The organism is Modestobacter sp. SYSU DS0657 (assembly GCF_054050925.1).
The window spans coordinates 1-12995 of record NZ_JBJHAG010000046.1 but is presented as its reverse complement, the minus strand read 5'-3'; the positions used below and the strand labels follow the sequence as shown (position 1 = coordinate 12995).

General features: G+C 74.1%; 11 protein-coding genes. 1 reads left to right on the top strand and 10 read right to left on the bottom strand.

Annotated features, from left to right (window positions below; genetic code table 11):
• Positions 1 to 110: 110 nt before the first annotated feature.
• The 10 genes from ACI79A_RS19260 to uvrC form a co-directional block, all read right to left on the bottom strand.
• Positions 111 to 452: an RNA polymerase-binding protein RbpA gene (locus ACI79A_RS19260; RefSeq protein ID WP_457085370.1), complete on the bottom strand. Its 342-nt coding sequence runs from the start codon at positions 450 to 452 to the stop codon at positions 111 to 113.
• A gap of 311 nt (positions 453 to 763) precedes the next feature.
• On the bottom strand, positions 764 to 997 hold the full coding sequence (gene secG, locus ACI79A_RS19255) for a preprotein translocase subunit SecG (RefSeq protein ID WP_457085369.1): 234 nt from the start codon (positions 995 to 997) through the stop codon (positions 764 to 766).
• A 122-nt stretch (positions 998 to 1119) separates the two neighbouring features.
• Complete coding sequence (locus ACI79A_RS19250; RefSeq protein ID WP_457085368.1) at positions 1120 to 2889, bottom strand: ABC transporter substrate-binding protein; 1770 nt, start codon at positions 2887 to 2889, stop codon at positions 1120 to 1122.
• A gap of 40 nt (positions 2890 to 2929) precedes the next feature.
• A complete protein-coding gene (gene tpiA / locus ACI79A_RS19245) occupies positions 2930 to 3763 on the bottom strand; it encodes a triose-phosphate isomerase (protein ID WP_457085367.1) in 834 nt (277 codons plus the stop codon).
• 9 nt (positions 3764 to 3772) lie between these two features.
• A complete protein-coding gene (locus ACI79A_RS19240; protein ID WP_457085366.1) occupies positions 3773 to 4966 on the bottom strand; it encodes a phosphoglycerate kinase in 1194 nt (397 codons plus the stop codon).
• A complete protein-coding gene (gene gap, locus ACI79A_RS19235) occupies positions 4966 to 5970 on the bottom strand; it encodes a type I glyceraldehyde-3-phosphate dehydrogenase (protein ID WP_457085365.1) in 1005 nt (334 codons plus the stop codon). The genes ACI79A_RS19240 and gap overlap by 1 nt, the downstream gene beginning before the upstream one ends.
• A gap of 366 nt (positions 5971 to 6336) precedes the next feature.
• Positions 6337 to 7311, bottom strand: a complete 975-nt coding sequence (gene whiA / locus ACI79A_RS19230) for a DNA-binding protein WhiA (protein ID WP_457085364.1) — start codon at positions 7309 to 7311, stop codon at positions 6337 to 6339.
• 138 nt (positions 7312 to 7449) lie between these two features.
• Positions 7450 to 8412: a gluconeogenesis factor YvcK family protein gene (locus ACI79A_RS19225; protein ID WP_457085363.1), complete on the bottom strand. Its 963-nt coding sequence runs from the start codon at positions 8410 to 8412 to the stop codon at positions 7450 to 7452.
• Positions 8412 to 9350, bottom strand: a complete 939-nt coding sequence (gene rapZ / locus ACI79A_RS19220; protein ID WP_457085362.1) for an RNase adapter RapZ — start codon at positions 9348 to 9350, stop codon at positions 8412 to 8414. Before rapZ ends, ACI79A_RS19225 begins: the two co-directional genes overlap by 1 nt.
• Entirely contained in the window at positions 9347 to 11416 is a 2070-nt protein-coding gene (uvrC, locus tag ACI79A_RS19215; RefSeq protein WP_457085361.1) for an excinuclease ABC subunit UvrC, read from the bottom strand. The genes rapZ and uvrC overlap by 4 nt, the downstream gene beginning before the upstream one ends.
• Before the next feature lie 144 nt (positions 11417 to 11560).
• Between uvrC and ACI79A_RS19210 the strand changes: the two genes are divergently transcribed.
• Entirely contained in the window at positions 11561 to 12823 is a 1263-nt protein-coding gene (locus ACI79A_RS19210; protein WP_457085360.1) for a cytochrome P450, read from the top strand.
• Positions 12824 to 12995 lie beyond the last annotated feature (172 nt).

The following is a 12995-nucleotide window of genomic DNA, read 5'->3' as shown; positions in this document are numbered from 1 at the left end:
CCCCAGGAGGGCCCGGCGCCCCGCCACGCTCCCCCCGCCGCGGGGGCGGGCCCCCCCGCCCCGCGACCGGCGGGGGCCCCCCCCCCCCCCCCCCCCCCCCCCCCGGTCGTTCAGGCGCCGCGGCGGGCGCGCAGCCGGGTCAGCGCCTCCTCGAGGAGCGCGTCACCGTCCTCGTCGGAACGACGCTCCCGCACGTAGGCCAGGTGCGTCTTGTACGGCTCGGTGCGCGGCGCCGGCGGGGGGTTCTGCCGGTCGGTGCCAGCCGGCAGCCCGCACCGCGGGCAGTCCCAGGTCTCGGGCACCTCGACCTCGGCCGCGAAGGCGATCCGCGACTCGTGCCCGTTGGCGCACCAGAAACCGACACGGTGCCGCGGGGCCGCCTCGCCGCGCTCGGCTTCTCCCATCGGGCCAGCACCCACTCGGCTGCCCCGGATCGCGTTCCCACCAGCCATGAACGGCCCCCTGACGTCGGCTCGGTCACGGTGACGAGTTGATCACCGCGCGGGCAGTCTAGGGCCTGCCAGGGGTTGCACAGGTCACGATGCGGACACCGTCGGTACCGGCACGCGACCGGAAAGACGCCTTTCTCCGGCGGCGGCCGCCCACGGCCCCGTCCAGAGGCTCGCCCACGGGCCCTCGCAGCGGGCCGCCGTCGGCCCCGTCCAGCGGATCGCCGCAGCGTGCGAGGGGTGCCGCCTGGCCCCTCTGCAGGGCCCGCCGCGAGCCTGCGAGGGCTGGGGGCGGCAGGGCACTTCTCGCTTGTTCAGGCCTTGATCAGGATGCCCAGGGCGACGATGCAGACGGTCCAGAGGATCCCGAAGAGCACCGTGACCCGGTTGAGGTTCTTCTCGACGACCGAGCTGCCGGCCAGCGACGACGCGGCCGCGCCACCGAACATCGACGACAGGCCACCACCCTTGCCGCGGTGCAGCAGGATCAGCACGATCAGCCCGATGCTCAGCAGGACGAGCAGCACGTTGAGGGCCAGTTCGATCACAGTTCGTCTCCTGTCCCGTGGACCGGGGATGTGGGGTGGTGGACCCCAGCCGTCGGGGGCTCTCGACCTGCCAGCCTAACCGATGCCGCTCGGGCGCTCGGCCCGCCGACGCGACGCGGCGCTCAGCGGACGCCGGCGGTGGCGACGTCGTAGCCGCCGTAGGGCTGCATCACCAGGCCGTTGCGCAGTCGCTGCCCGGCCAGCAGCTGCACCCGGTTCTCCGCCAGCGGCACGTAGGTGGACGTCTCCTCGACCGCGCGCACCACCTGCCGCCACGCGTCGGCTGCGACCGCCGGCTCCGCCGCCGCACGAGCCGCGTCGATCAGCCCGTTCACCTGCGGGTCGTCCAGGCGCGCGTAGTTGGTGTTGCCGACCGGGCGCAGTGACCGCCCGTCGACCAGCGGCACCAGGAAGGACGCCGGCGTGGGGAAGTCCGCGGTCCAGGTGGCCAGCACCAGGCCGTAGCCGCCGGCGGTGACGGCGTCCCGGTTGCCGATGTCGGTGGCGTAGTAGGTGGCCGGGTCCAACGGTCGGACCTCGGCCTGGATGCCCACCTCGGCGAGCTGCCCGGCGACCACGCCGGCCATCTCCACGATGGTCGGCACGTCCGGCACGGCGAAGACCGTGCTGAAGCCGTCGGGGTGACCGCAGGAGGCGAGCTTCTCCCGGGCCAGGGCGGGGTCAGCGTCCACCTCCTCGTCCTCCGGGCCACCGTCGAGCGCGCGCGGCCACAGCGTCGACGTGCGCACCACGTTGCCCGCACCGCCGAGGGCGTCCTGCACCGCGCGCCGGTCGACCACGGCGGCCACCGCCGCCCGGCACTCGGCGTTGTTCATCGGCGCGACGGTGGTGGGGAGCGCGAGCAGGCGCAGCGCCCCGGTGGTCACGTCGTCGATCCGGCCCTCCAGGCCGCGGTCGCCCAGCCGGGCCGCGGTGGCCTGCTGCACGCCCGTGCCGGACAGGTCGGCGTCCGCCGAGCCGGCGAGCAGCGCCTGGTCGCGGGCGAGGCTGGACAGCCCGCTGCGCACCACCACCCGGTCCGGCAGCCCGGTGCGGACGTCGTCGGTGGCCGGGTCCCACTCCGGGTTGCGCTCGAGCACCACGCCGGTCTGCGTGTCGACGGAGGCCACCGCGTACGGGCCGGAGGAGATCGGGTCGGCGCCGTAGCTGCCGGCCGTGTCGTTCTCCGCGGGCACCGGGCTGCTGGAGGGCAGCGCCAGCACGAACGGGAAGTCCGGCGTCGGGGTGGTGAGGGTGAAGACGATCGTCCGGTCGTCGGGTGTGGCGATCGCCGGCAGCCCCAGCCGCTCCGGCGTCTCGTCCTGGTAGGGCCCGGCGTACGGGTCGGCCCGGTCGTCGAGCAGGTCGACGACGTAGGTCGGCCCGCCGACGACGACGTCGGAGGCGAAGGACCGCTCGATGCCGTACTTGACGTCGCGGGAGGTGATCGGCCGTCCCGTCTCGAACCGCACGCCCTCCCGGAGGGTGAACGTCCAGGTGCGGCCGCCGTCGGGGGTCGTGCCGAGATCGGTGGCCAGGTCGGGCACCAGCTCGTCGGTGCTGCCGGGCTCCGCGGAGTACGTGACCAGGGTGCGCACGTAGAGCCGCATCAGGTTCCACACGCCGGGCACGTAGGAGCGCTGCGGGTCCAGGCTGTCGATCTCCCCGGCCACCAGGCGCAGCGTGCCGCCGGGCTCGTCCGAGGGGCTCCGCACCCCGTCGACACCGCTGTTGACCTCGCCGCTCTGCGTGGGTACCCCGGCCACCCCGGTGTTGCCCGCGCCGCACCCGGTGAGCACCGCGAGGACGAGCAGAGCCGTCAGCACGACGGCCGGCCGCGCCGCGCCCTCTCGGGTGCGACGGCGGACCGGCCGTCGGTCGTTGCTGTGCATCACCGTGCTGCTGCTCCGCCCGGGTCGGTGCCGGCGGCGGTCAGCTCCCGTCGGCGGCGTGTCGGCAGATCGATGCGAACTCGTCAGCGTCCAGGCTGGCACCGCCGACGAGCGCTCCGTCGACGTCCGGCCCGGCGAGGATGCCGGCCGTGTTGCCGGCCTTCACCGATCCGCCGTAGAGGATACGGACGCGAGCGCCCGTCTCCGCGCCGAAGCGCTCGGCGAGCCGCGCCCGCAGCGCCGCACACACCTCTTGCGCATCATCCGGCGTGGCCACCTCACCGGTGCCGATGGCCCACACCGGCTCGTAGGCGATCACGATGCCAGGACCCGCGCCCTCGGCGCCGACGACCTGCTCGGCGGTGAGGCCGGCCAGGGCCGCGTCGAGCTGGGCGGTGCAGTGCGCCACGTGGGTGCCGGCCCGACGGACGTCGAGCCCCTCCCCCACGCACAGGATCGGCGCGATCCCGTGCCGCAGCGCGGCCTGGACCTTGGCCGCCGCCACCGCGTCGTCCTCCCCGTGCAGCGTGCGCCGCTCGGAGTGGCCGACCAGCACGTACCGGCAGGCCAGCGCAGCGAGCATCGCCCCGCTCACCTCGCCGGTGTAGGCCCCGGAGTCGTGCGCCGAGAGGTCCTGGGCGCCGTAGCCGATCTCCAGCTTGTCGCCGGCCACCAGCGTCTGCACGCTGCGCAGCGCGGTGAACGGCGGGACCACGACGACCTCGGCCGCCTCCAGCTGCTGCTCCTTCAGCGAGAAGGCCAGCTTCTGCACCAGGCCGATGGCCTCGAGGTGCGTGAGGTGCATCTTCCAGTTGCCGGCGATCAGCGGGCGGCGCCCCTCCCGGGGCGCCGGGGTGCTCTTCGTGCGTGCCATGCCGCCGCCTCAGTCCGCGAGCACCGCGAGGCCGGGGAGCTCCCGGCCCTCGAGGTACTCCAGCGACGCGCCGCCGCCGGTGCTGATGTGGCCGTAGGCGGCTTCGTCGAGGCCCAGCTGCCGCACCGAGGCGGCCGAGTCGCCACCACCGACGACGGACAGCCCGTCGACGCCGGCGACCGCCTGGGCGACCCCGCGGGTGCCGCCCTGGAAGGGGGCCAGCTCGAAGACGCCCATCGGCCCGTTCCAGAAGACGGTGTGCGCCCCGGACAGGGCCTCGGTGAACAGCTCGACGCTCTTCGGCCCGATGTCCAGGCTCATCTCGTCGGCCGGGATCCCGGTGGCCGGCAGCACCCGGGTCGGCGCGTCGGCGCTGAACTCCGGGGTGACGACGACGTCGACCGGCAGCACCATGCGGTCGCCGGCCTCGGCCAGCAGCCGCCGGCAGGTGTCGACCTGGTCGGCCTCCAGCAGCGACGTGCCGACCTCGAGGCCCCGGGCGGCGAGGAAGGTGTAGGTCATCCCCCCGCCGATCAGCAGCCGGTCGACCTTGGGCAGCAGCGCCTCGATCACGCCCAGCTTGTCGCTGACCTTCGAGCCGCCGAGGACGACCACGTAGGGCCGCTCCGGGCTCTCGGTGAGCCGGGTGAGCACCTCGAGCTCGCGGGCGACGAGCCGGCCGGCGGCGTGCGGCAGCCGCTGCGCGACGTCGAACACCGAGGCGTGCTTGCGGTGCACCGCGCCGAACGCGTCGTCGACGTAGAGCTCGGCCAGGCCGGCGAGCCGGTCGGCGAGCTCGCCGCGGACGGCGTCGTCCTTGCTGGTCTCGGCGGCCTCGAAGCGGACGTTCTCCAGCAGCAGGACGTCGCCGTCGGCCAGGGCCGCGGCCTTCGCCGTGGCGTCCGGGCCGGCGACGTCGGCGGCCAGCGGCACCGTGGTGCCGAGCAGCTGGCCGAGCCGCGCGGCCACCGGGGCCAGCGAGAACTGCGGGGCCGGCTCGCCCTTGGGCCGGCCGAGGTGGGCGGCGACGACGACGCGGGCGCCGGCCTCGCGGAGGGCGCCGATCGTCGGCACGCTGGCCCGGATCCGGCCGTCGTCGGTTATCTCGCCACTGTTCTTGTCCAGCGGGACGTTCAGGTCGGCGCGCAGCAGCACGCGCCGACCCGACACCCCGTCGGCGATGAGCTCGTCGACGGACCGCATCAGAGCTTGCTGCCCACCAGGACGACGGAGTCGACGAGGCGGTTGGAGTAGCCCCACTCGTTGTCGTACCAGCCGACGACCTTGACCTGGTTGCCGAAGACCTTGGTCAGCCCGGCGTCGTAGATGCAGGAAGCCGGGTCGGTGACGATGTCGGAGGAGACGATCGGCGCGTCGGTGTAGACCAGGTACGGCGCCAGCGGGCCGGCGGCGGCGGCCTTGTAGGCGGCGTCGACCTCCTCGACGCTGACCTCGCGGGACAGCGTGACGGTGAGGTCGGTCGCCGAGCCGGTCGGCACCGGGACGCGCAGCGCGTAGCCGTCGAGCTTGCCCTTGAGCTCCGGGAGCACCAGGCCGATGGCCTTGGCCGCACCGGTGGAGGTCGGCACGATGTTCAGCGCGGCGGCGCGGGCGCGGCGCAGGTCCTTGTGCGGGCCGTCCTGCAGGTTCTGGTCGGCGGTGTAGGCGTGGATCGTGGTCATCAGGCCGCGCTCGATGCCGAAGGCGTCGTTGAGGACCTTGGCCAGCGGGGCCAGGCAGTTCGTGGTGCAGGACGCGTTGCTGATGATCGTCTGCGAGCCGTCGTACTGCTCGTGGTTGACGCCCATCACGATCGTCAGGTCGTCGCCGGTGGCCGGCGCCGAGATGACGACCTTCTTGGCCCCACCGGCGTCGACGTGCTTGCGCGCGTCGTCGGCCTTGGTGAAGAAGCCGGTGGACTCGACGACGACGTCGACGCCCAGCTCCCCCCAGGGCAGGTTGGCCGGGTCGCGCTCGGCCAGCACCTTGATGGTCTTCTCGCCGACCTTGATGCCGCCGTCGACGACGGTGACGTCCTCCGCCAGCTTGCCCAGGATGCTGTCGTACTTCAGCAGGTGGGCCAGCGTCTCGTTCGTGGTCAGGTCGTTGACCGCGACGATCTCGATGTCCTGACCGCTGGCGGCCGCTGCCCGATAGAAGTTGCGGCCGATCCGGCCGAACCCGTTGATCCCGACCCGTACCGTCACTGCGGACCTCCCAGACCGTGTTGCCCAGCCGGACCGGTCGGCCCAGCGGCACCGTCGGCCGCGCGGGTGCGCGGCCACATTCCGCCCACACCCTATCGGCCCCCCGCGGCCCCCTCCGACGCCGCCAGGTGGACCCCCGGGGACACCTCGGCATACGTCCGCGACGTCCTCCCGACCAGGTCAGGAAGACGTCGCGGACGTCTGGCGAGGTACCGCCCGGCTCCGTCCGGAGGCTCGTGCCGAGCCTGGTGACGTGCTGGAGCGGCCCCGCTGCAGGGTCCCGCCGCGAGGGGAGGACCCCGTCCTCCTCACCCCTCGCACGCTCGGGGCGAGCCTCGGGACGGGGCCAGGGGCAGCGGGGTCCTGCTACTGGGCCAGCATGTCGTCGGTGACCACGGACTCGGTGTCCGGGATGCCGAGGTCCTTGGCGCGCTTGTCGGCCATCGCCAGGAGACGCCGTATGCGTCCGGCGACGGCGTCCTTCGTCATCGGCGGATCGGCGCGCTGGCCGAGCTCCTCCAGCGAGGCCTGACCGAACTCCAGGCGCAGCCGCCCGGCGACCAGCAGGTGCTCGGGTGCGTCCTGCCCGAGGATCTCCAGCGCCCGCTCGACCCGGGCGCTGGCCGCGACCGCTGCGCGCGCGGAGCGGCGCAGGTTGGCGTCGTCGAAGTTGGCCAGCCGGTTGGCGGTGGCCCGGACCTCGCGGCGCATCCGCCGCTCCTCCCAGGCGAGCACCGCGTCGTGCGCGCCCATCCGGGTCAGCAGCGCACCGATGGCGTCACCGTCGCGGACGACGACCCGGTCGGTGCCGCGGACCTCGCGGGCCTTGGCGGCGATCCCGAGCCGGCGCGCCGCGCCGACCAGGGCCATGGCGGCCTCCGGGCCGGGGCAGGTGACCTCCAGGGACGACGAGCGCCCCGGCTCGGTCAGCGAGCCGTGCGCCAGGAAGGCCCCGCGCCAGGCCGCCTCCGCGTCGCCGATCCCACCGGAGACGACCGACGGCGGCAGGCCCCGGACCGGCCGGCCCCGCTGGTCGACCAGGCCGGTCTGCCGGGCCAGGCCCTCACCGTGCTTGGCGATCCGCACCAGGTAGCGCACGCCGCGGCGGATGTTGCCGCCGGCGAGCACGCTCACCCCGCTGGTGTAGCCGTAGACCTCGCTGATGTCCCGGCGCAGCCGCCGGGCCACCGACCCGGTGTCCAGCTCCGCCTCGATCACCACCCGGCCGCCCACGATGTGCAGGCCGCCGGAGAAGCGCAGCAGCGCCGTCACCTCGGCCTTGCGCTCGGACGTCCGGGTGCACTCCACGCGGGAGAGCTCGTCCTTCACCATCGCGGTCATCGCCACGTCGTCCACCCCCGTGCCCGCACGGAGCGACCGGTCCTCGAGCATCCCGTCATCGCCATCAGCGGTGTTCCCTCTCCCCCAGGTGTGCCGGTCGGCCACCGGTGCCCCGGTGCCCGACTCCCCGACGCCCGATCACCGGGCACCGACCACGGAGGCCAGTGCGGCGGCGAGCCGCGCGGGGTCGTGCTGTGGTGTTCCGTCGGACGCAGCGACCGGTGCCAGCACCAGTTCTGCGCCGCATCCCTGCACAGCAGACAGGAGACCACGCCGGTCAACAACTGCAGCGGCATCCGCGATCACCGTGTGCAACGACACGCCTCCCAGATGTGCCTGCAGCACGGCGAGGTGCTCCTGGGGCGAGAAGCCGTCGGTCTCGCCCGGCTGCGGCTCCAGGTTCAGCACGACGACGACCCGCGCCGGGCTCGCCGCCAGCGCCGCCCGCAGACGTGGTACGAGCAGGTGCGGCAGCACGGAGGTGTACCAGGAGCCGGGCCCCAGGCACACCACGTCGGCGCGCGCGATCGCCGCCAGCACCGGCTCGGGAACCGGCGGGTCGGCCGGCGACACCCGGATGTCCCGGACCCGCCCCGGGGTGGAGGCGATGGCGACCTGGCCGCGGATGCGCCGGGTCTCCTGCGGGTCGTCGGGGTCGGTGCTCACCACGGTGGCCACCAGGTCCAGCGGAACCCCGGCCATCGGGAGCACCCGGCCCCGGGCACCCAGCAGCTCCTCCAGCACCCCCAGGGCGCGCACGCTGTCGCCGCCGTACATCTCGGTGAGCCCGGTGAGCATCAGGTTGCCCACCGGGTGGCCGGCGAGCACCCCGCTGCCGCCGAGGCGGTGCTGCAGCAGCTCGGCCACCTGAGGGGCGCTCCCCCCGTCGCCGGCGAGCGCCGCCAGCGCCATCCGCAGGTCACCGGGGGGCAGGACCGGCATCTCCCGGCGGATCCGGCCCGAGGAGCCGCCGTCGTCGGCGACGGTGACTACCGCCGTCAGGTCCGTGGTCAGCCGCCGCCAGGCCGCCAGCGACGCGGCGAGACCGTGGCCGCCGCCGAGCGCGACGACGCGCAGCGGTGCGCCTCCGGGCGCGACCACTACTCGCGCCCCAGGTCGCGGTGCCGGGCACTGGCCGGCACCCCCAGGGCGTTCAGCCGGCGGGCGAACTCCTCGGCGATCGCGACGCTGCGGTGCTTGCCGCCGGTGCAGCCGACCGCGAGGGTCAGGTAGCGCTTGCCCTCGCGCCTGTACCCGGGGAGCAGCAGGTCGAGCACCCGCATGTAGCCGTCGATGAACTCCGGCGCGTGGTCCTGCGTGAGCACGTAGTCGCGCACCTCGGCGTCCTGCCCGGTCCGCGGCCGCAGCTCGGGCACCCAGTGCGGGTTCGGCAGGAACCGGGCGTCGACGACGAGGTCGGCGTCCAGCGGCAGGCCGTACTTGAACCCGAAGCTGAGCACGGTGGCCACCACCTGCGGCGGGGCGCCGTCCGCGACGAACGCCGCCTCCAGGGTGTCGCGCAGCTGGTGCACGTTCAGGTCGCTGGTGTCGACCCACAGGTCGGCCTCCCCGGCGATGCCGGTGAGGAGCTCCCGCTCGGCCTCGATGCCGTCGATGAGCCGGCCGCTGCCCTGCAGCGGGTGCTCGCGCCGCACCGACTCGTAGCGCCTGATCAGCACCTCGTCGCGGGCGTGCACGTACACGACCCGCGGGCGGTGGCCGGCGTCGGACAGCAGCCGGATCGACTCCTCGAGGTCGCTGGAGAACGCCCGGCTGCGCACGTCGACGACGGCGGCGAACCGGCGCAGGTCACCCCTTGCGCCGAGCTCCACCATCGGCTTGAGCAGGGCCGGCGGGAGGTTGTCGACGACGAAGAAGCCGAGGTCCTCCAGCACCCGCCCGGCGCTGTTCTTCCCCGCCCCGGACAGCCCGGTCACGACGACGACGTCCAGCGGTGCCACCTCGGTGCCGGCGCCGTCGGCGGACGGTGGGACGTCGGTCTGCGGCCCGGCGGGGGCGCTGTGGTCGGCCACGCTCATGCCCCCGCCCCGGTACCGGCCCCGGTCGCGAGCTCTGCGCCGGCGGCCGGCCGGACCCGACCCACCTCCGCCATCTCGCCGGCGTCGGCACCGGGGGCGGGCGACGGCGCCGGCTCGACCTCGGGCTCGGGGTCCGCGGTGGCCGCCGCCGTCGCCGCCGGCTCGGTGACCGCCGCGAGGACCGCCTCCGCGGTGCGCCGGCCGATGCCCGGCACCGCGGTGAGCTCCTCGACGGTGGCGGCCCGTAGCCGCTTGAGCGATCCGAACTGCTTCATCAGAGCCTTCCGCCGGGTCTCGCCCAGCCCCGGCACGTCGTCGAGGAGGGAGACCAGCATCGTCGTCGATCGTCGCTGCCGGTGGTAGGTGATCGCGAACCGGTGGGCCTCGTCGCGCACCCGCTGGAGGAGGTAGAGGGCCTCGGAGGTGCGCGGCAGGATGACCGGATCGGGGTCGTCCGGCAGCCAGACTTCCTCCATCCGCTTCGCCAGGCCGCACACCGCGACGTCGACGATGCCCAGCTCGGCGAGCGAGCGGCTGGCCGCGGCCACCTGCGGGGCACCTCCGTCGACGACCAGCAGGTTCGGCGGGTAGGCGAACCGCCGGGGTCGCCCCTCCTCCGCCGCGACACCCTGCTCGTCGCGGCGGTCGGCCTCGTCCTTGAGGTGCCGGGCGAACCGGCGCCGGACGACCTCGGCCATCGCGGCGGTGTCGTCGGTGCCCTGGGCGACGGAGAAGCGCCGGTAGTCGGACTTCTTCGCCAGCCCGTCCTCGAACACGACCATGCTCGCCACCACGTTGGTGCCCTGGACGTGCGAGATGTCGATGCACTCGATCCGCAGCGGGGCGTCGGGCAGGTCCAGCGCCTCCTGGATCTCCGAGAGCGCCAGGGACCGGGCGGTGAGGTCGCTGGCGCGCTTGACCCGGTGCCGGGCGAACGACTCCTTGGCGTTGCGCTCGACCGTCTCCATCAGGCTGCGCTTGTCGCCGCGCTGGGGCACGCGCAGGGAGACCCGGGAGCCGCGCAGCTCGCTGAGCAGCTCGGCGTACACCTCAGCATCGTCGGGCAGCTCGGGCACGAGCACCTCGCGGGGCACGGAGTCACCGGCCTCACCGAGGCCGGTCTGCTCGTCGACGCCCCCGTAGACCTGCAGCAGGAACTGCTCGACCAGCTGCCCGGTGCTGACGTCCTCGACCTTGTCGATGATCCAGCCGCGCTGACCGCGGACCCGGCCGCCGCGGACGTGGAAGACCTGGACGGCCGCCTCCAGCTCGTCCTGGGCGAACGCGACGACGTCGGCGTCGGTGCCGTCGCCGAGGACGACGGCCTGCTTCTCCAGCGCCCGTCGGAGGGCCCCGAGGTCGTCGCGCAGCCGGGCGGCCTTCTCGTACTCCATCTGCTCGGCGGCCTCGGCCATCTCCCGCTCGAGCCGGCGGATGATCTGGTCGGTGCGCCCGCCCATGAAGTCGCAGAAGTCGTCGACGATCTCGCGGTGCTCCTCGGGGGTGACCCGCCCGACGCACGGCGCGGCGCACTTGCCGATGTAGCCGAGCAGGCAGGGCCGACCGATCTGGCCGGCCCGCTTGAAGACCCCGGTGGAGCAGGTGCGGGCCGGGAAGACCCGGGTCAGCGTGTCCAGCGTCTCGCGGATCGCCCAGGCGTGCGCGTACGGGCCGAAGTAGCGCACGCCCTTGCGCTTGGGGCCCCGCATGACCTGCAGCCGTGGGTACTCCTCGTTCAAGGTGACCGCGAGGCTCGGGTAGCTCTTGTCGTCGCGGTACCGGACGTTGAACCGCGGGTCGAACTCCTTGATCCAGTTGTACTCGAGCTGGAGCGCCTCGACCTCGGTGCCGACGACGGTCCACTCCACGCTGGCGGCGGTGGTGACCATCTGCCGGGTGCGCGGGTGCAGGCCCCAGACGTCGGCGAAGTAGCTGTTCAGCCGCTGCCGGAGGCTCTTGGCCTTGCCGACGTAGATGACCCGGCCGGCCGGGTCGCGGAACTTGTAGACCCCCGGGTCCTCCGGGATGCTGCCGACCGCCGGTCGGTACGTGGACGGGTCGGGCATGGCTCCAGATTAGGTGCGCGCACCGACATCCCGTCGCCCGCTCCCGGCCGGCGCCCGGTGAGCGACCCGCCCGTGCCGCCGCGAGGATGGGACGGCGCCCCGAGCAACGGGGCGCCAGGCCGTCCCACGAGCGAGAGGACTCCCGTGATCCCGTCGCTGACCGGGCCCGACAGCAGCCTCGCGCTGCTCCGCGAGGGCTACACGTTCATCTCCCGGCGCTGCGACCGGCTCGGCTCCGACGCCTTCCGCACCCGGCTGCTGCTGCAGCCGGCGGTCTGCCTGCGCGGCGCCGAGGCGGCGGAGCTGTTCTACAGCGGCGGCCGGTTCGACCGCACCGCCGCCTTCCCGTCGTCGATCCTGCACCTGCTCCAGGACCTGGGCAGCGTGCAGACGCTGGAGGGCGATGCGCATCGACAGCGCAAGGACATGTTCCTGACCGTGCTGCAGGGCACCGGCAGCGATGCGGTGACCCAGGTGCTCGCCGAGGAGTGGCGGCGCGCCGTCCCGCGGTGGCAGCGGGCCGGCCGCGTGGTGCTGCACCCGGCGGTCAACGAGGTCCTCACCCGGACGGCGACCCGGTGGGCCGGGGTGCCGATGAGCGAGCACGACGTCCGGCTGCGCACGCACGAGCTCGCGATGATGGTCGACCAAGCCGGCACCGTCGGTCCGCGGAACTGGTGGGCCCGCGTCCTGCGCAACCGGTCGGAGCGCTGGGCCCGCGGGCTGGTGACCAGGGTGCGCAGCGGTGATCTCGAGGTGCCCCCCGGCAGCGCGCTGGCCGTCATCGCCGCCCACCGGGACACCGAGGGCGCCCTGCTCACCGTGCCGGCCGCCGGCGTGGAGCTGCTCAACGTGCTGCGCCCGATCGTCGCGGTCAGCCGGTACGTCGTGTTCGCCGCGCTGGCGCTGCTGCAGCACCCGCATTGGCAGCAGACCTTCGCGGCCGGCGATGAGACGGACCTGATGGGCTTCGTCGACGAGGTGCGCCGGATCTCCCCGTTCTTCCCGCTGATCGGCGGCCGGGTGCACCGGCCTTTCCGCTGGCAGGGGTACGACTTCCCGGTCGGTGAGCGAGTGCTGCTGGACATCTACGGGACGAACCACGACGCGCGGCTGTGGCCGGACCCGGAGGTCTTCCGGCCCGAGCGCTTCCGCGACTGGCCGGGCGATCCGTACACCCTGATCCCCCAGGGCGCCGGGGACTACCGGGACGACCACCGCTGTCCGGGTGAGCCGATGACCCGGCTGCTCATCGCCGAGTCGGTGCGCCTGCTGACCCGGTCGACGCGGTACGAGGTGGGGGTGCAGGACCTCAGCGTGAGCCTGTCGCAGCTGCCGACGCTGCCGCGGGACGGGTTCGTCGTGCACGGGGTCGAACCGCTGGCCCCGGCGTCTGCCGTCGGCTGATCGCGGCCGGCCGGTGGACGACGCCCGGCCGGCCCGCCCGTCCCGTACCCGGTGTGCCGCGGGGATCGACCGGGGGGGGGGGGGGGGGGGGGGGGCGGGGGGGGGGGGGCGGGGGCGGGGGGCGGCCCCGTGGGCGTCCACGTCGCCAAGATTAGTCAATTTTATTACTACT

What these genes read in the sequence shown, in the direction of transcription:
- ACI79A_RS19260 (WP_457085370.1), bottom strand. Translation starts at nt 452, where the DNA reads ATGGCTGGTGGGAACGCGATCCGGGGCAGCCGAGTGGGTGCTGGCCCG.
- ACI79A_RS19250 (WP_457085368.1), bottom strand. Translation starts at nt 2,889, where the DNA reads ATGCACAGCAACGACCGACGGCCGGTCCGCCGTCGCACCCGAGAGGGC.
- tpiA (WP_457085367.1), bottom strand. Translation starts at nt 3,763, where the DNA reads ATGGCACGCACGAAGAGCACCCCGGCGCCCCGGGAGGGGCGCCGCCCG.
- ACI79A_RS19240 (WP_457085366.1), bottom strand. Translation starts at nt 4,966, where the DNA reads ATGCGGTCCGTCGACGAGCTCATCGCCGACGGGGTGTCGGGTCGGCGC.
- whiA (WP_457085364.1), bottom strand. Translation starts at nt 7,311, where the DNA reads ATGACCGCGATGGTGAAGGACGAGCTCTCCCGCGTGGAGTGCACCCGG.
- rapZ (WP_457085362.1), bottom strand. Translation starts at nt 9,350, where the DNA reads ATGAGCGTGGCCGACCACAGCGCCCCCGCCGGGCCGCAGACCGACGTC.
- uvrC (WP_457085361.1), bottom strand. Translation starts at nt 11,416, where the DNA reads ATGCCCGACCCGTCCACGTACCGACCGGCGGTCGGCAGCATCCCGGAG.